We start from the raw sequence: 17,298 nt of genomic DNA, 5'->3' as shown, positions 1-17,298 counted from the left end.
GTCTGAGAGAAGCGATCAGGCGAAGGCTTCGTTCAGGAAGGTCTCGAGTTCTTTCAGGTGGCGGCTCATCATGCCGGCGGCCGTGGAGGCCGAGGCCGGACGGCCGACATAGCGGGCGCGCTTGGCCTTGACGTCCAGCTTGGCCAGGCTCAGCTCCAGCCACGGATCGACGAAGGTCCAGCCGCCCATGTTCTTGGGCTCTTCCTGGCACCAGACCAGCTCGGCGTTCTTGAACCGTCCGAGCACGGCGAGCACCGACTTCAGCGGCCACGGATAGAACTGTTCCAGGCGCACGATGTAGACGTCGTCGCGGCCGGCCTTGGCGCGGGCGTCGATCAGGTCGAAATAGACCTTGCCCGAACAGGCGATGACGCGGGTGATCTTGTCGTCGCCCTTCAGGGTGATCCCGCCGACGTCGCAGCCGGCTTCGGCCCCGTCGATCATCACGCGGTGGAAGCTGGAGCCGTCGGCCATGTCGGCCAGGTTCGACACGGCCTTCTTGTGGCGCAGCAGGCTCTTGGGCGTCATGACGATCAAGGGCTTGCGGAACTCGCGGTGCATCTGGCGACGCAGGGCGTGGAAATAGTTGGCCGGGGTGGTGCAGTTGACCACCTGCATGTTGTCTTCGGCGCACGACTGCAGGAAGCGCTCCAGGCGCGCCGAGCTGTGCTCGGGGCCCTGGCCTTCGTAGCCGTGCGGCAGCAGCATGGTCAGGCCGCTCATCCGCAGCCACTTGCGCTCGCCCGAGCTGATGAACTGGTCGATCACCACCTGGGCGCCGTTCACGAAGTCGCCGAACTGGCCTTCCCACAGGGTCATGGTGTTGGGGTCGGCCAGCGAGAAGCCGTACTCGAAGCCCAGGACCGCCTCTTCCGACAGAGCCGAGTCGATGACCTCGTAATGGGCCTGGCCGGGGCGGAGGTTGTTGAGGGGCGTGTAGTGCTCCTCGGTCGTCTGGTCGATGATGTCCGAATGGCGCTGGGTGAAGGTGCCGCGCACGCTGTCCTGGCCGGACAGGCGGACGGGGAAGCCCTCGTCGAGCAGGGTGGCGAAGGCCAGGTGCTCGGCCGTGCCCCAGTCGATCCCCTCGCCCTTCTCGATCGCCTCGCGACGGTTCTCGATCACGCGCTTGACGGTCTTGTGGGCGTTGATGCGGTCGGGGATCGTGGTGATCTGGCGGCCCAGCTCCAGGAGCTTGGTCTTGGCCACGTCGGTCTTGCCCTTGCGCTCTTCGTCGCCGGGCAGGGCCAGGCCCTTCCACTTGCCGTCCAGCCAGTCGGCCTTGTTGGCCTTGTAGGTCTTGCCGGCGTCGAATTCCTGGTCGAGGAAGCTCTCGAACTCGCCGACCCAGCCGTCCACGTCGCCCTGGGTGGCGACGCCCTCGGCCACCAGGCGGCGGCTGTAGAGCTCGCGGGTTGAGGGGTGGTCCTTGATCTTGGCGTACATCAGGGGCTGGGTCATCGTCGGGTCGTCACCTTCGTTGTGACCGAACCGGCGATAGCAGAACATGTCGATGACCACGTCCTTGCCGAACATCTGGCGATATTCGGTGGCGACCTTGGCCGCGAAGACCACGGCTTCGGGGTCGTCGCCGTTGACGTGGAAGATCGGGGCCTCGACCATCAGCGCCACGTCCGAGGGATAGGGCGAGCTGCGCGAATAGCGCGGGTTGGTGGTGAAGCCGATCTGGTTGTTGACGATGAAGTGGATGGTGCCGCCCGTGCGGTAGCCCTTCAGGCCCGACAGGGTGAAGCACTCGGCCACCACGCCCTGGCCGGCGAAGGCCGCGTCGCCGTGCAGCAGCAGCGGCAGCACGTGGCCGCGGCCGGCGTCGGGCTGTTCGCGCAGGGTGAAGGCCTGCTTGGCGCGGGCCTTGCCGATCACCACCGGATTGACGATTTCCAGGTGCGAGGGGTTGGCGGTCAGCGACAGGTGAACCTTGTTGTCGTCGAACTCGCGGTCCGACGAGGCGCCCATGTGATACTTCACGTCGCCCGAACCCTCGATGTCCGAGGGCACCGACGAGCCGCCCTGGAACTCGTGGAAGATCACGTGGTAGGGCTTGCCCATCACGGCGGCCAGGGTGTTCAGGCGGCCGCGGTGCGGCATGCCGATGACGATTTCCTTCACGCCCAGCGCGCCGCCGCGCTTGATGATCTGCTCCAGCGCGGGGACCGTGGCCTCGCCGCCGTCCAGGCCGAAGCGCTTGGTGCCGGGGAAGCGCTTGTGCAGGAAGCGCTCGAAACCCTCGGCCTCGATCAGCTTCTTGAGGATGGCGACCTTGCCTTCCTTGGAGAACACGATCTCCTTGTCGCGGCCCTCGATGCGCTCCTGCAGCCAGGCCTTCTCGGTCGGGTCGGAGATGTGCATGTACTGCACGCCGACATTGTCGCAGTAGGTGCGGCGCAGGATCGACAGGATCTCGCGGATCGTCGAGGTCTCCATGCCGAGCACGAAGTCCAGGAAGATCGGGCGGTCGTAGTCCGCCTCGGCGAAGCCGTAGGTGGCCGGATCCAGCTCGGGGGCCGGGGGCTTGGGCTCCAGGCCCAGCGGGTCGAGGTTGGCGGCCAGGTGGCCGCGCATCCGGTAGGCCCGGATCATCATGATGGCGCGCAGGCTGTCCAGCGTGGCGGCGCGGACGGCTTCGGCCGAGGACCCGGGGGCCTTGGCCTCGATGGCCTTGGTCATCTTGGCTTCGACGGCGGGGGCCACGGTCGGCCACTGGCCGTCGATGGCCGACAGCCACTCGGGCCGGATGGCCGGCGCCTGGCGCGGCGTCCAGGCCGGGTCCTGCGCGGCGCGCTTGACCTGGTCGGCCTGATCGGAAAGCGTGGCGAAGAAGGCGCCCCAGGAGGGCTCGACCGATCCGGGATTCTCCGCCCACCGGGCGTAGAGATCCTCCACGAAGGCCGCGTTGGCCCCGTAGAGGAACGAGGTCTCGGTCAAGACCTGATTGATGATGCCTGCGTCGTCCGCCATCGTCTTTGCCTTAGGATCCTTTTACGCCACCGCTAACGGCGTTGCGTAAATATAGTCTCTCAATCACCGGACGCCCGTAGAACGAACGGGGCCCAGGTGATTTTTTCGGATCGTCGACTGGCGGTCGCAAAAAACCTGGGCCCCGCGCGGGGCGGGGTTTCGGTGTCTAGTTAGCCCTTGAGCACCTCGAGGAGGGTCTCGCCCAGCTTGGCCGGCGACGGCGAGACGCGGATGCCCGCAGCTTCCATCGCCGCGATCTTGTCTTCCGCGCCGCCCTTGCCGCCCGAAATGATCGCGCCGGCGTGGCCCATGTGACGGCCGGGAGGGGCCGTACGGCCGGCGATGAAGCCGACCATGGGCTTCTTGCGGCCGCGCTTGGCTTCGTCCGCCAGGAACTGGGCGGCTTCTTCCTCGGCCGAGCCGCCGATCTCGCCGATCATCACGATCGACTTGGTGGCTTCGTCGGCCAGGAACAGCTCCAGCACGTCGATGAACTCGGTGCCCTTGACCGGGTCGCCGCCGATGCCGACCGCCGTGGTCTGGCCGAGGCCCGCGTTCGTGGTCTGGAACACGGCTTCGTAGGTCAGGGTGCCCGAGCGCGAGACGACGCCGACCGAGCCGTTCGAGAAGATCGAACCCGGCATGATGCCGATCTTGCACTGGTTCGGGGTCAGGACGCCGGGGCAGTTCGGGCCGATCAGGCGCGACTTGCTGCCTTGCAGGGCCTTCTTGACCTTGACCATGTCCAGCACCGGGATGCCCTCGGTGATGCAGACGATCAGCGGGATTTCCGCGTCGATGGCTTCCAGGATCGAGTCGGCCGCGAAGGGCGGCGGGACATAGATCACCGAGGCGTCGGCGCCGGTGGCTTCCTTGGCTTCGCCGACCGTGTCGAACACCGGCAGGCCGATGTGGGTCTGGCCGCCTTTGCCGGGGGTGACGCCGCCGACCATCTTGGTGCCGTAGGCGATGGCCTGTTCCGAGTGGAACGTGCCCTGGGCGCCGGTGATGCCCTGGCAGATGACCTTGGTTTCAGAACCGATGAGGATGGACATGAGAGTTACGCAGCCCCTTTGACAGCGGCGACGATCTTCTCGGCCCCGTCCGACAGGTCGTTGGCGGCGATGACGTTCAGGCCGCTTTCCGAAATGATTTTCTTGCCGAGCTCGACGTTGGTGCCTTCCAGGCGCACGACCAGCGGAACCTTCAGGCCCACTTCCTTCACCGCGGCGATGACGCCCTCGGCGATGATGTCGCAGCGCATGATGCCGCCGAAGATGTTGACCAGGATGCCTTTGACGGCCGGGTCGGCGGTGATGATCTTGAAGGCCGCGGTGACCTTCTCCTTGCTGGCGCCGCCGCCGACGTCGAGGAAGTTGGCCGGCTCGGCGCCGTACAGCTTGATGATGTCCATGGTGGCCATGGCCAGGCCAGCGCCGTTGACCATGCAGCCGATCTCGCCGTCCAGGGCGATATAGGCCAGGTCGTACTTGCTGGCTTCGATTTCCTTGGGGTCTTCCTCGCTCTCGTCGCGCAGGGCCCGGATGTCCGGATGGCGGAACAGCGAGTTGCCGTCGAACGACAGCTTGGCGTCCAGGACCCGCAGGTGCTCGTCTTCGGTGACGATCAGCGGGTTGATCTCCAGCATGGCCATGTCCTTGGCCAGGAACGCCGTATAGAGCTGGCCCAGCAGGGTCGCGGCTTCCTTGGCCAGGCCGCCGGTCAGGCCCAGGGCCTTGGCCAGGGCGCGGGTGTGGGTCGGCCACACGCCGGTCGCCGGGTCGATCGAGAAGCTGTGGATCTTTTCGGGGGTGGCGTGGGCCACGTCCTCGATGTCCATGCCGCCTTCGGTCGAGGCGACCACCGAAACCATCGAGGTTTCGCGGTCGACCAGCAGCGACAGGTAGAATTCCTTGGCGATCGCCGCGCCTTCCTCGATGTAGAGGCGGTTGACCTGCTTGCCCTTGGGGCCGGTCTGGTGGGTCACCAGCACGCGGCCGAGCATTTCGGCGGCGTTGGTCTTGACGTCTTCCACCGACTTGACGACGCGGACGCCGCCCTTGGCGTCGGGGCCCAGGCCCTCGAACTTGCCCTTGCCGCGGCCCCCGGCGTGGATCTGGGACTTCACGACGAACACCGGTCCGCCCAGCTTTTCAGCGGCGGCGACGGCCTCCTCGACGGTAAAGGCGGGATAGCCGCGCGGAACTGGAGCGCCGAACTCTGCGAGGACGGCTTTGGCTTGGTGTTCGTGGATGTTCATGAGGGACCGGTCTCGACGACGGCTTCTGAAATTGTGGCCGGGTTATAGGAGTGTGATTTCGCAGGCGCAACCGCGCTTGGACCGATTGTTCGGCTCAGGCGAAAAAGTGGGGCGGACTCCCGCGAGCCCGGAACCCATTGGACTTTTTCACCGAACGCGGGGCTGCGGAAGGGTCAGGCTGACCCTCGATCGGCGCAAAAAAGGTACCGGTACCATCACCGGAAGCGAATGACAGCCTTGTCACACCGGCGGTCCAGGGCCTGCGCGCCTAGCCGTTGATCACCACCTGCCCATTACTTGAGCGTCGCGGTGGCGCGCCGCTCGAGCTTGCCCCAGCCGACCCGCCCGCCGCGGGCGGCGGTCAGCACCGACTTGACGACGACGTAGTACATCAGCTGCCGGTAGCCGAAGCGCTGGACCGGCAGGTACGGCAGGTCGGCCCAGGGCGCGCGCTTCTCCAGGGCCATGCCCAGGGCGCCGGCCGACAGGTCGACCAGGATGAACACCGCCCAGTAGAGCAGGCCGCGGATCGTGTCGTCGGGCGACCATTCCACCGGGTGGGCGATCGCGCCGTAGAGACCCGAGATCAGGCTCCAGACCACCGCCAGGTCGACCAGGGGCGCGGCGACGGCCAGCAGGATCTGGAACAGCCAGATCTGCGGCAGGGCCACGAAGCCCAGGGCGGGCGTCTTGGGATTGAACAGCGCCGCCCGGTGCTTCCAGACGCATTGCAGGGTGCCGAACGACCAGCGGAAGCGCTGCTTGAGCAGGCCGCCCACCGTGTCCGGCGCCTCGGTGAAGGCCTGGGCGGCGGGATCGAAGGCCACCTTCCAGCCCGCGCGCTGGCAGGCGATGGTCAGGTCCTGGTCCTCGGCCAGGGTGTCGGACGGATAGCCGCCCAGCGCGTCCAGCACGCTCTTGCGCCAGGCGCCGACCGCGCCCGGCACCACGGTCACCGCCCCCAGGGCCGCCAGGGCCCGACGCTCCAGGTTCTGGGCGGTGACATATTCCAGGGCCTGCCAGCGGGTGACGATGTTCAGTCGGTTGCCGACGATGGCGTTGCCGGCCACCGCCCCGATCGCCGGGTCCTGGAACCAGCGCACCAGCCGGCCGATGGTCTTGGGCGGGAACAGGGTGTCGGCGTCCAGGGCCACCACATATTCGCCCTTGGCCACGGCCAGGCCGCGATTGACCGCCCGCGCCTTGCCGCCGTTCTCGAAGCTCAGCAGGGTCACGCGCGGATCCGAGCCGTGGGCGCGGCGCACCGCCTCGGCCGTGCCGTCCCTGGAGCCGTCGTCGAGGACCAGCACCTCGATGTTCTTCCACTCCGATTCCAGGATCCGCGACACCGAGGCGGCGATCACCTTCTCCTCGTTGAAGCAGGGGATCAGCACGCTGACCAGCGGCCCGGTCTCGGGATCCAGGTTCGCGGGGCTCTGGTGCGTCCAGCGGTGGACCAGGGCCAGGCCGGCCAGGAACACCAGCCGGGCCAGGCCCAGGGCGATGGCGGTGATGAACAGCGCGGTCAGCAGGAACTTCAGGCCGCGGAACAGGCCAAAGCCCACGCGGTCCAGGGCCAGGGCCACGGGATCGCGGTCGCTGATCGGCATGGCCTGTTCGGGCGTCATGCCGGCCAGTTCGCCGATGGTGACCAGGCGATAGCCCCGCGCCCGGATGGCGTCGATCAGCCCCGGCAGGGCCGCCACCGTGCGCGAGCGGTTGCCGCCGGCGTCGTGCAGCAGCACCACCTGCCCCGGCCGGTCGCCCGGATGGTCCAGGCGCTCCAGGGTACGATCGATGATCGTCTGCGGCGTGGGCTTCTGCCAGTCGTCGGGGTCGATCCGCAGGCCGACGATCAGGTAGCCCAGCTCCTGGGCGATCACCAGCGGGGCCACCTCGTGCGGGGTCGACGGCTCGGCGTCGCCGAAGAACGGCGGCCGGAACAGCCGCATCGACCGGCCGGTGATCACCTCGAACAGGCGCTGGGTGGCGTTCAGCTCGACGTCGGTCTGGGCGATCGGGGTCTCGCCGATATTGGGGTGGGTCCAGGTGTGACTGCCCACCTCATGCCCCTCGGCGACCTCGCGCTTCACCAGGTCGGGCCGGGTCTGCATGTTCTCGCCGATCACGAAGAAGGTGGCCGGGGCCTTCTTCTCCTTGAGGATGTCGAGGATCTTCGGTGTCCAGCGTGCGTCGGGACCGTCGTCGAACGTCAGGGCCACCAGGCCCGGCTTCTGGCCGTAGCGCTCGATCACGTAGGAGCTGGGCAGGACGTCGTAGGTCTGGTCCGAGATCAGGCCGGTGTCGGGGTCGAAGGCCACGCTCCGCTTGCCCGGCGTGGGCAGGTTGGCCACCCGCAGCACCTCGCCGCCGCCATCGAAGTCGACGCTGGCGCCGGCCGGGATGCGGGTCAGGCCCGCGGCCGAGGCCTGGCCGTAGGGCTTGCCCAGCACGCTCCAGACGCCCGGGTCCTCCATGCCCATCCGCCACAGGCCGTAGCCCCGGGGCTTCCAGGCGTCGGTGACCTTGACCTGGTTGAACAGGGTGGCCGCGTCCAGGAACCAGACCTCGTGGCTGTCGCCGCTGTCGTCGACATAGTCGTAGGTCGGGTTCAGGGCGTCGTCGTCCATGTCGATGGTCGCGCCGGCGTCCTGGGCGTTTCGGATCGCCTCGTGGAAGGTGGCCGGCGAGCCGGCCACGGCCTTGCCCGCCTTGTTCAGGGTCCAGTCATAGCCATAGGCGCCCAGGGCCATGACCGTGCGGGCCGGGTCCAGCTTGGCGAAGCGCTTGGCCAGCTCGCCCTCGTACCAGTCCTGGCCGGCGTTGGGTCCCGGATCGCCGCCGGCGTAGTGCTGGTCGTAGGCCATCAGCACCAGGGTGTCGGACGCGTCCTGCAGCGGTTTGAGCGGCCAGCCTTGGCCGTCGAACGGCGCGGTAACCCAGACCTCGCGACCCTGGGGCTTGAAGGCCGCGCGCGCCTCGTCCAACAGCTTGGGATAGTTGGCCAGACCCGCGGGCGACAGGTTCTCCAGGTCGAAGACATAGCCGCCATAGCCGCGCTTGACGGCCAGGTCGGCCAGGCCGGCGATCAGCTTGGCCCGGGCCCGCGGATTGGCCAGCAGGGCGTCGGCCAGCGGCCCGTTGAAGGCGGCGTTGGCCGAGTTGTGGACCAGGGGCAGCACGGCCGGATGGTTGGGCGCGGCGGCGATCCGGGCCACGCCCTGCGGGTCGTCGTCGATGGCGATGTCGCCGTCGGGGCCGCGCAGCGCCACCCATTGCGGCGAGACCACGTCCAGCTTGTCGATGTTGCGGCGCAGGGATTCCCGGGAATCCTCGTCCCAGCTGACATAGAAGCCGACGCTGATCGGCCGCGACTGGGTCGCGCCGCCCTGGCCGGCGGTCGGGCGCGGCACCTTGCGCCAGTCGAGGTTCGGCTTCAGCCGGTGCGCCGTTTCCTTGTGCAGCGACGACAGGACATGCGGGTCCTTCAGGGTCACCACCGGCAGGCGCGGGGCGAAGGCCAGGGTGGCCAGGAAGGCCGCCACGATCGCGGCCAGGGCCGACAGGGTGATCCCCAGGATCAGTCGCATCCTCCGGTCCCGCCGGCCGGTGGGGTCGTGGAAGATATGCCGGTCGTCGCCGCCCATGGTCGCAGTCCCGCGTTCGTCAGCCGGCTCTTGTAACCTGAACGTGTCGGAACAGTGGCGCTTCTTCGGGTGCGGTCAATCGCCCCATCCAAGGCCCTCCGGCGCTCTGCCCTAATCCACCCAGTCGCGGGCCAGACGGCGCGAGGCCAGGAAGAACAGCAGGGCCGCGACCAGGTAGAAGCCCATGCCGGTATAGATCGACCAGCGCAGGGATTCCTGGCCGAACACCGGCTTCAGCAGGTCCGAGACCAGGCCGAAATAATAGGTGCCGACCGCGATCCCCAGCAGGTTGTTGATCAGCAGGAACAGGGCCGAGGCCGTGGTGCGCATCGGGGCGGGGGCCAGGTGCTGGACGGCCGCCGTGATCGGCCCCAGCCAGGCCAGGTTCAGGCCCGTGGGGATCAGGAAGATGGCGAAGGCCAGGGCCAGGGCCGCGCTTCCGCCCATCTGTCCCCCAAGCCCGGCGACCAGCGACCCGCTGTTCATGGCCAGCAGGAAGCAGGGCACCGAGATCAGGAAGGCCACGGCCGGGGTCAGCGGGTAGCCGGCCTTGGACTTGGCTCCCAGCCGGTCGGCCACCGCCCCGCCCAGCCAGATGCCCAGCAGGCCGCCGAAGAAGGCGATGCCGGAATAGTACCAGGCCGTCTGGCCCAGGGTCAGGCCCAGGCTGCGCATGAAGAACGACGGCAGCCACAGGGCCACGCCATAGCCGCAGACCGAGGACGAGGCCGCGCCGAACGAGAGGAGCCAGAAGCTGGGCTTCCTCGCCAGCACCCGGGCGACCTCGCCCAGGGGCGCGGCCGGGGCCTGGACGGTCGTGGTGTCGCCCGCCGCCATGTCGGCCCCGCCCCGGCGCGGATCGCGGACCACCAGCCGGAAAACCGGGGCCAGCAGCACCCCGATCGCGCCCACCGCGATGAACGCGGTCCGCCAGCCGAAATGCACCGCCAGCAGGCCGCCCACCAGGGCTCCGGCCGCCGTGCCCAGCGGAATGCCGAACGCATAGGCCGCCAGGGCGCGGGCCCGCTGCGACTTGGGGAAGTAGTCGGCCAGCATCGAATAGGCCGGCGCCACCCCGCCCGCCTCGCCGATGCCCACGCCCATCCGGGCCAGGAACAGGGCCGAGAACCCGCCGGCGAAGCCGCACAGGGCGGTGAAGCCGCTCCACAGGGTCAGGGCGGCGGTCATGATCCACACCCGGCTGAAGCGGTCGGCCAGCCAGGCGATCGGGATGGCCAGGGTGGTGTAGAGCAGGGCGAAGGCCAGGCCGCTCATCAGGCCGAACTGGCCGTCGGTCAGGCCGAACTCCTCCTTGATCGGCTTGGCCAGGATGCCGAGGATCTGCCGGTCCAGAAAGTTGAGCGTGTAGACCAGGATCAGCATGGCCAGCACGACATAGCGGTAGCGCGGGCCGGGGGTGGGGATCTGCCTGGTTTCGTCGCTCATCGGGTCCCGCCGCGATTCGTAGGATGGACAAGGAAACGGCGGCGGCTCGTTTCGGCAAGCCGCCGCCGGACGTCGAGGGTGGGAAGGGGTCTAGAACTTGACCTCGAGCGAGGCCGAATAGGTGCGCGGCGGGCCGTAGAAGCCGATCACCGAGTTGTTGTAGGTCGGGACGCCGAAGTTGTAGCCGCCGGTGCGATAACGCTCGTCGGTCAGGTTCTTGCCGGCGACCGAGATCTTGTAGCGGCCGCTTTCCGGCGCCCAGCTGGCCGTCAGGTCGACCAGGGTGAAGGCCTTCTGGTCCAGCAGAGGCAGCGGCAATTCGAACTGCTGGTAGCTGTCGCGATAGCTGACCATCGGGGTGATCACCAGCTCGCCGCCGGCCACGTCGCCCCGCCAGGTCAGGTTGATGTTGCCCGTCCATTCCGGGGTGTTCTGGAAGCCGTAGAGGTCGGCCACATTGACCACCTGGCCGCCGGCCGGAATGGTTTGCGACGGGTTCAGCGGGTTGGGAGCGCCGCCGGGCACGAAGCGGTTGAACTCGTCGTACTTGGCGTGGATGTAGCCCACGGCGACGTTGGCCGAGAGATTGGCCGACAGCTTGGCGGCGGCTTCGAACTCGACGCCGTAGAGGGTGGAACGGCCGGCGTTGTCGACGCTGCTGGCGATGCCCGCCGGCACGGCCACCTGGGTGGTGACCTGCTGGTCCTTGTACTTCGACAGGAAGGCGGCCGTGGCGAACGACAGGCGGCGCTCGAACGCGTAGCCCTTCAGGCCGATCTCATAGGCGTTGACCGTTTCGGGCTCGTAGCCCTGGTCGGTCTGGGGGGTCAGCGACTTGTCGCCACGCATGTCCCAGCCGCCGGACTTGTAGCCCTTGGAATAGGAGACATAGGTGTTGAGGTCGTCGGTCAGTTCGTAGGACGCGCTCAGGCGCGGGGTGAACTGCTCGAAGGTCTTCTCGGCGCTGTAGTTGGTGTTGGTCGCGAACGGCGCGCGGGGCGTCCCGCCCTGGTAGGGCGTCCGGGTCGCGCCCAGATAGGTGATCCGGAAGACGTTGGCCCGCTTGTGGTCGCGGGTGGCGCGGGCGCCCAGCGAAACCTTGAAGCGGTCGGTGAAGCTGGCGCTGACGTCGAAGAACGCGGCGAAGCTCTGGGTGTTGACCTTGCCGCCGTCCGCGATCGCCACCCCCCCGAAGGCGGGCAGCACGTTGCCCGCGATGGTGTCGAACTCGCCCGAGGCCTGGCTGTTCATGTAGTAGAGGCCGAACACGCCCTGCACGGTGTCGTCGGAATAGACCGCCTGCAGTTCCTGCGAGAACGAGCGGTCGTCATAGGTGGCCGGGATGTCCAGGGTGTTGACCGGCGTGCCGTCGAAGTCGATCACCGTATCGGTGTGGCCCTTTCGGCCGGCGGTGATCGACTTGAAGGTCAGCCGCTCGTTGGCGTGGTACTCGCCGGTCAGGGACAGGCCCTCGGTCTCGACCGCGTTGTTGTCGCCCAGGCCGGCCTGGGTGTCGTAGGTGTCCAGCACCTGGTAGCCGCCGGTCAGGGCGGGCAGCTCGCGGTGACCGTGGCGGGCGTTGGAATCGTCCTGCACCTTGTCATAGGCCAGGCGGAAGAACAGGGCGTCGGTGGGCTGGTACTCGGCGCTGAGGCGAACGGCCTGGACGTCCTTGTTGTAGTGCTCGGCGCCGGTGGTCAGGTTCTTGCCGTAGCCGTCGCGCTTGTAGAGGGCGTAGGCGCCGCCGATCGACAGGCCGCCGCCGACCGGGGTCTGGCCCTGGACCAGCAGGTCGGTCTGGTTGTAGCTGCCGTAGGTCCCGCGGATCTTGCCGCCGGCCTCGTCGCCCAGGCGGTTGGTCACGTACTTGATGGCCCCGCCGATGGTGTTGCGGCCGTAGAGCGTGCCCTGCGGGCCGCGCAGCACCTCGATCCGCGAGACGTCGAACACGTCCAGCACCGCGCCCTGGGGGCGATAGATATAGACGTCGTCGACATAGAGGCCGACGCCGGGCTCGAAGCCCCACAGCGGATCCTGCTGGCCGATGCCGCGGATGTAGGAGATCAGGGTCGAGTTCGAGCCGCGCGCCGTCTGCACGGTGATGTTCGGCGTCGTCTGCGACAGGGTGGTGATGTCGTTGGCGCCCTGGCGCTCCAGGGTCTCGGCGCTGAAGGCCGAGACGGCGATCGGTACGTCCTTCAACGTTTCCTCGCGCCGGCGGGCGGTGACGACCAGTTCGTCGACCGCCACCGGATTGGAGGCGGCGTCGGCGCCGGCGGGCGCGGCGTCCTGGGCGATCGCGGTCGTCGCGGCCGCCGACCAGGCCGCGCCGGCCAGCAGCGCGAGCTTGAGCATCGTCTTCATGGGTTTTCCCCTTCCCCTATGCGTTCCGTCCCGTGCCGGACAGCCCCGTTGAACGGACGCATTTCCCGGCTTTCGCGAATTCATTCGCTCGCGAATTGGAGAACACTGTCACCCAGAGTTGCGGTTTGCGCCAGCCTTTTTTCATCATTTGATGAAATGAGGGCATGGGACGCCGCAAGGCCCGGGAAAGACTGGGAAATCAGCCCCGGGGGGCGCGGGCGATCACCGCCTCGAAGCCGGCGGCGCAGTAGGCGAACAGTCGGGCCCGCACCGCGCCCAGGTCGCTGGAATGGCATTCGCCGTTGGACAGGGAATCGATCCGGCCGGTCTCCGACAGGGCCAGCATCATCGAACCGGTCAGGAACTGGTAGCTCCAGTAGAGGTCGCGATAGGCCGCGTCCGGACGAACCACCTTCAGGGTCTCGACCAGGCGGTGGACCACCGGGTCGAAGAACCGCGCCATGGTCTCGCCGCCCCAGGCCGGGGTGTTGTTCACCTGGGCCACCAGGGCGAAATAGCTCTTCCAGCCCTGGCCGCCGTCCTGGGAGATGCGCAGCAGGGGCTCGATGAAGGCCTCGATCACCCCCTCGACCGTCATGGTCCCGGGGTGGCTCTTCTCGTAGGCGTCCATGGACACGCTGCGGGCGGTGTTGAGGATCTCGGCCCGGCGCAGGAACACCGAGTCGAACAGCTCGCGCTTGGCGCCGAAATAGTAGTGGATCAGGGCGGTGTCGACGCCGGCCTCGGCGGCCACCTGGCGGATCGTGACGCCGTGGAAGCCGTGGCGCGCGAACAGCCCCTCGGCGGCGTCGAGGATGGTCTCCTTCAGGTCCCGCCCCGTGGCCTTGGACGGTCGACCACGCCCGGCCGGCTTGGCGCGAGGGACGGGCTGGGCGCGAGAGGCTCGAACTTGCGACGTCATGTTCCGTGGTCCGCGCTTTGCTTGACCGTTCGTAGGCCTCCCGGCGCGGATCTGGCAAGCGGGAGGCTCAGCCGAACACCATCCGCCACATCAGCCGGCCTGGCAGGAAGGCGAAGGCCCCGGCGATCAGCAGGCCGCCGACGAACAGCCCCGTCATCGTCCGCCCGTGCAGGCGGACCTTGTGCTTGCGGGCGGCGAACACCCCCATGGGCAGGGCGATCAGGGTCCAGCCGGCGAACAGGTGCAGGAAGCTGTAGCCGCCGGGATTGGACCGATGGATGAACAGCGACGAGATCGCCGCCGTCGCCATGGCGACCACCCAGATCCAGCCCAGGGTGCGATGGACGGTGGTTCCCTTCAGGCCCAGCAGCAGGACGACGCCGATGGCCAGGGCCGTGCTGACCGCCGCCACGTGGACCTGGATCTGGAGCGGCGCGGCCGCCAGCAGCCCCAGGTGAGGCGCGTGAAGTTGTCCCTTCAGGTGCAGGAACCCGCCGAGCACGGCCGCCGGTCCGTGGCCTCGGGACGCCCCCGCCGCCAGGATCAGGCCCACGGTGACGGCCAGGCCGATGACGACCGTGCGGATAAAGCGGGCGGGGCCGATTGACAGGCTGGTGTCGGACATCTTGTTTCTCCCGAAGCGATCGCGCCGCGCCGGGGCGATCAAGGTCGGGTCCGGCTTAGGATCGGCGGCGACGGGGGTCATCCGAAGGTGCGTGAGAAAGCGTCGGCAGTTCGTGAACGGCGGGCCGCCGCCATTGGCGAAGCGTCAACGGACACGCCCGTCCCGGCCTTCCTGCGAAGCTACCTGCGCCCGCTGGCGGTGGCCGTAGTCGCCGGCGCCTTCCTGGCCCTGATCGGCGCGCTGGGCACGAGCGACATGCCCCTGGGTCCGCGCCTGGGCTACTGGATCGGCCTGTCGGTCCTGGGCGCCGTACTGGGCACGACCGTGGCCCAGGCCGTCGGCGGACTCTGGCCCGGCCTGGCCTCGACCTGGTGGCGCGCCCTGATCATCGTCGTCGTGCTGACCCCGCTGTTCACGGTGCTGGTCTGGGTCGCGGGCGGCCGCGCGCCGCTGAGCCCGCGCGTCGTGGCGACCTATTTCGGCGTCACCCTGCTGATGACCAGCGGCATGACGGCCCTGATGACCCTGGCCACCCGGCGCCCGATCGAGACCCACGCCGCGCCGCCGGAGGCGCCCCCGCCCCGCTTCCTCGAGCGCCTGCCCCCGCGCCTGCGCGGCGGCGAGATCTACGCCGTCGAGGCCGAGGACCACTATCTGCGCCTGCACACCTCCAGGGGCCAGGACCTGATCCTGCTGCGCCTGTCCGACGCCGTGGCCGAGCTGGAGGGCATCGAGGGGGCCCAGACCCATCGTTCCTGGTGGGTCGCCAAGGCGGCGGTGCGGGACGTCAGGCGGGGCGACGGCCGCGCCACCCTGACCCTGGCCAACGGCGTCGAGGCGCCGGTCAGCCGCGCCTACGCCCGGACCCTGCGCGAGGCGGGCTGGTACTGAGACGGAAAAGGCCCCCGGCGACGCCGGGGGCCTTCCTTCATCCGATCGTCGAGGGGACGCCGATCAGAACTCTTCCCAATCCTCAACCTTGGTGGCCAGGGCAGCGCCGCCGCCGCGGCCAGGCCGGACAGTGGTCGCGGCGCGGGCCTGGGCCGGCCGCGCGGCGGGCGCGCGGGCGGCCGGGACCGTCGCGGAAGCCTCGCCGACCCGGAAACGGTCGACCAGGGCCGCCAACTGGTTCGCCTCGTTCTTCAGCGAATGGCTGGCCGCCGTCGCTTCCTCGACCATGGCGGCGTTCTGCTGGACGACCTGGTCCATCTGGTTCACCGCCTTGTTGACCTCCTGCAGGCCGGTCGACTGCTCGACGGCCGAGGCGGCGATCTCGGTGACCAGGCCGTCGATCGAGGCGACCTGGGTGACGATGCGCTGCAGCGCCTTGCCCGTCTGGCCGACCAGGTCGACGCCGGCCTCCACCTGCTGGGTGGAGGTCGAGATCAGGGTCTTGATCTCCTTGGCGGCCTCGGCCGAGCGCTGGGCCAGGGCCCGCACCTCTTGCGCGACGACCGCGAAGCCGCGACCCGCGTCGCCAGCCCGGGCGGCCTCGACCCCGGCATTGAGGGCCAGGAGGTTGGTCTGGAAGGCGATCTCGTCGATGACGCCGATGATCTGGCTGACCTGGGCGGACGAGGTCTCGATCTCGGTCATGGCGCGGACCGCCTGGCCGACGATCCGGCCGGACTCCTCGGCGTCGGTGCGGGCGGTGGCGACCACGGTGGAGGCCTCCTTGGCGCCGGACGCGGTCTTGCGGACCGTGGCGGTGATCTCGTCCAGGGCGGCGGCGGTCTCTTCCAGGCTGGCGGCCTGCTGCTCGGTGCGGCGGGCCAGGCTGTCGGAGGCTTCGGCGATCTCGTCGGAGCCGCTGCGCACGCCCTTGGTGGAGACGATGATGGCCCCCATGGCCTCGCGCAGCTTCTCGACGGCCAGATTGAAGTCCTCGCGCAGCTGGCGGTAGCGGCCGGCGAACTCGGCGTCGATGCGGCAGGTCAGGTCGCCCTGGGCCAGGCGCGCCAGGCTGGAGGCCAGCTCGTCGACCACCGCGCTCTGCTCGGCGGCGACCACGCGGCGTTCGTCGTCATTGGCGGCGCGCTCGCTTTCGGCCGTCAGGCGGGTCTGTTCGGCGACCGCTTCCAGCTGGATCTTGGCGATCGCGGCTTCCTTGAAGGTGGCGACGGCGGCGGCCATCTGGCCGATCTCGTCCTTGCGGCCGGCGGCGGGGATGCCCACGCCGTTGTCGCCCGAGGCCAGGCGGCGCATGGCCGCCGTCATGGCCGTGACCGGCGCGGCGATGACGCCCGACAGCAGCAGCCCGCCGCCCAGGGCGATGGCGATGGCGACGCCGATGCCGATGGCCAGGGTCAGGCGCGCCTCCAGGGCGGACCTCTTCTGGGCCGCGGCCTCGGCGGCGACGACGGCTTCGGAATTCTTGACGATCAGCTCGATGTCGTCCTCGACCACCGAGACCGACTGGTCGGCGACGCCGTCGTGCTTGACCAGGTCGACGGCCTGCTGGTGGGTGGCCGGATCGCGCGCCAGGGTCTCGCCGGGCTCGATGGCCACCTTGCGATAGTCGGCGTAGGCGGTCTCCACGGCGGCGATCCTGGCCAGCTGGGCCTCGTCGCCGTCGGCCAGGGTGCGCAGCTGCTCCAGGGCGGCCAGGAACTTCGGCTTGTGGGCCTCTTCCAGGCGCTTGACGTAGTATTCGTCGCCCGACAACAGGAAGCCGCGCAGAGAGTTCTCCTGGCGGGTCAGGCGGAAGGCGGCCGTGTCGGCGGCGCGCAGCGACAGGTAGGCCCGCTCCGTACGCTTGATCGAGGCTTCGTATTTCGTCTGGTTGACGAACAGCGTCACGCCCATCACCGCGATCGCCGAAAGCATCACGGCGAACACGGCCATCAGCTTATGGGGGATTTTCAGATCGCCGAAATTCACGGGCGCGCTCCTCTTGAGATCGCGACGCAAAAACTCTTGGACCACAGGTATTTAGTCAGCAGCCAGGAGCGCGCGTCGCACGCCTTCTCTGTCGCCGAGGCGAGGTTTCCACGGGCTTAACTGTACTGTGGCGCAAGGTCGCAGGCGGAAGGACGTGCGCCCGTCTTTCTGCGCG

At 68.7% G+C, this 17,298-nt stretch carries 10 protein-coding genes; 1 reads left to right on the top strand and 9 read right to left on the bottom strand.

Annotated elements, in window-relative coordinates; genetic code table 11:
• Positions 1-15 precede the first annotated feature (15 nt).
• The 8 genes from AC07NX_RS07055 to AC07NX_RS07020 all read right to left on the bottom strand — a co-directional run bounded on the left by AC07NX_RS07055 (position 16) and on the right by AC07NX_RS07020 (position 14,243).
• Positions 16-2,979, bottom strand: a complete 2,964-nt coding sequence (locus tag AC07NX_RS07055) for a 2-oxoglutarate dehydrogenase E1 component (RefSeq protein WP_494640305.1) — start codon at positions 2,977-2,979, stop codon at positions 16-18.
• A gap of 170 nt (positions 2,980-3,149) precedes the next feature.
• Positions 3,150-4,034, bottom strand: coding sequence for a succinate--CoA ligase subunit alpha (gene sucD, locus AC07NX_RS07050; RefSeq protein ID WP_145685359.1), 885 nt, complete (start codon positions 4,032-4,034; stop codon positions 3,150-3,152).
• Between the two features lie 5 nt (positions 4,035-4,039).
• Positions 4,040-5,239, bottom strand: coding sequence for an ADP-forming succinate--CoA ligase subunit beta (gene sucC, locus AC07NX_RS07045; RefSeq protein ID WP_035092318.1), 1,200 nt, complete (start codon positions 5,237-5,239; stop codon positions 4,040-4,042).
• 293 nt (positions 5,240-5,532) lie between these two features.
• Positions 5,533-8,829, bottom strand: coding sequence for a polysaccharide deacetylase family protein (locus tag AC07NX_RS07040; RefSeq protein WP_494640302.1), 3,297 nt, complete (start codon positions 8,827-8,829; stop codon positions 5,533-5,535).
• A gap of 168 nt (positions 8,830-8,997) precedes the next feature.
• Positions 8,998-10,332: a spinster family MFS transporter gene (locus tag AC07NX_RS07035; protein WP_494640301.1), complete on the bottom strand. Its 1,335-nt coding sequence runs from the start codon at positions 10,330-10,332 to the stop codon at positions 8,998-9,000.
• Between the two features lie 90 nt (positions 10,333-10,422).
• Positions 10,423-12,696, bottom strand: a complete 2,274-nt coding sequence (locus AC07NX_RS07030; protein WP_494640299.1) for a TonB-dependent receptor — start codon at positions 12,694-12,696, stop codon at positions 10,423-10,425.
• 199 nt (positions 12,697-12,895) lie between these two features.
• Complete coding sequence (locus AC07NX_RS07025; RefSeq protein ID WP_494640298.1) at positions 12,896-13,618, bottom strand: TetR family transcriptional regulator; 723 nt, start codon at positions 13,616-13,618, stop codon at positions 12,896-12,898.
• A gap of 67 nt (positions 13,619-13,685) precedes the next feature.
• Positions 13,686-14,243 carry a DUF2306 domain-containing protein gene (locus tag AC07NX_RS07020; RefSeq protein WP_494640297.1) on the bottom strand — a complete coding sequence of 186 codons (558 nt, stop codon included), beginning with the start codon at positions 14,241-14,243 and terminating at the stop codon, positions 13,686-13,688.
• An 87-nt stretch (positions 14,244-14,330) separates the two neighbouring features.
• On the opposite strand from AC07NX_RS07020, the gene AC07NX_RS07015 reads away from it, so the two are divergent.
• Positions 14,331-15,134: a LytTR family DNA-binding domain-containing protein gene (locus tag AC07NX_RS07015; RefSeq protein ID WP_494640295.1), complete on the top strand. Its 804-nt coding sequence runs from the start codon at positions 14,331-14,333 to the stop codon at positions 15,132-15,134.
• A 63-nt stretch (positions 15,135-15,197) separates the two neighbouring features.
• Here AC07NX_RS07015 and AC07NX_RS07010 read toward each other — a convergent pair whose 3' ends face one another.
• A complete protein-coding gene (locus AC07NX_RS07010) occupies positions 15,198-17,123 on the bottom strand; it encodes a methyl-accepting chemotaxis protein (protein WP_494640294.1) in 1,926 nt (641 codons plus the stop codon).
• Between the last annotated feature and the right edge of the window lie 175 nt (positions 17,124-17,298).

Source organism: Caulobacter sp. GW821-FHT09A05, assembly GCF_059418465.1.
Note: the sequence above shows the minus strand (reverse complement) of the source record. Positions and strands in the feature narration are given on the sequence as shown.

Coding starts and splice junctions, on each gene's coding strand:
- AC07NX_RS07055 (WP_494640305.1), bottom strand. CDS start 2,979: ATGGCGGACGACGCAGGCATCATCAATCAGGTCTTGACCGAGACCTCG.
- sucD (WP_145685359.1), bottom strand. CDS start 4,034: ATGTCCATCCTCATCGGTTCTGAAACCAAGGTCATCTGCCAGGGCATC.
- sucC (WP_035092318.1), bottom strand. CDS start 5,239: ATGAACATCCACGAACACCAAGCCAAAGCCGTCCTCGCAGAGTTCGGC.
- AC07NX_RS07040 (WP_494640302.1), bottom strand. CDS start 8,829: ATGCGACTGATCCTGGGGATCACCCTGTCGGCCCTGGCCGCGATCGTG.
- AC07NX_RS07035 (WP_494640301.1), bottom strand. CDS start 10,332: ATGAGCGACGAAACCAGGCAGATCCCCACCCCCGGCCCGCGCTACCGC.
- AC07NX_RS07030 (WP_494640299.1), bottom strand. CDS start 12,696: ATGAAGACGATGCTCAAGCTCGCGCTGCTGGCCGGCGCGGCCTGGTCG.
- AC07NX_RS07025 (WP_494640298.1), bottom strand. CDS start 13,618: ATGACGTCGCAAGTTCGAGCCTCTCGCGCCCAGCCCGTCCCTCGCGCC.
- AC07NX_RS07020 (WP_494640297.1), bottom strand. CDS start 14,243: ATGTCCGACACCAGCCTGTCAATCGGCCCCGCCCGCTTTATCCGCACG.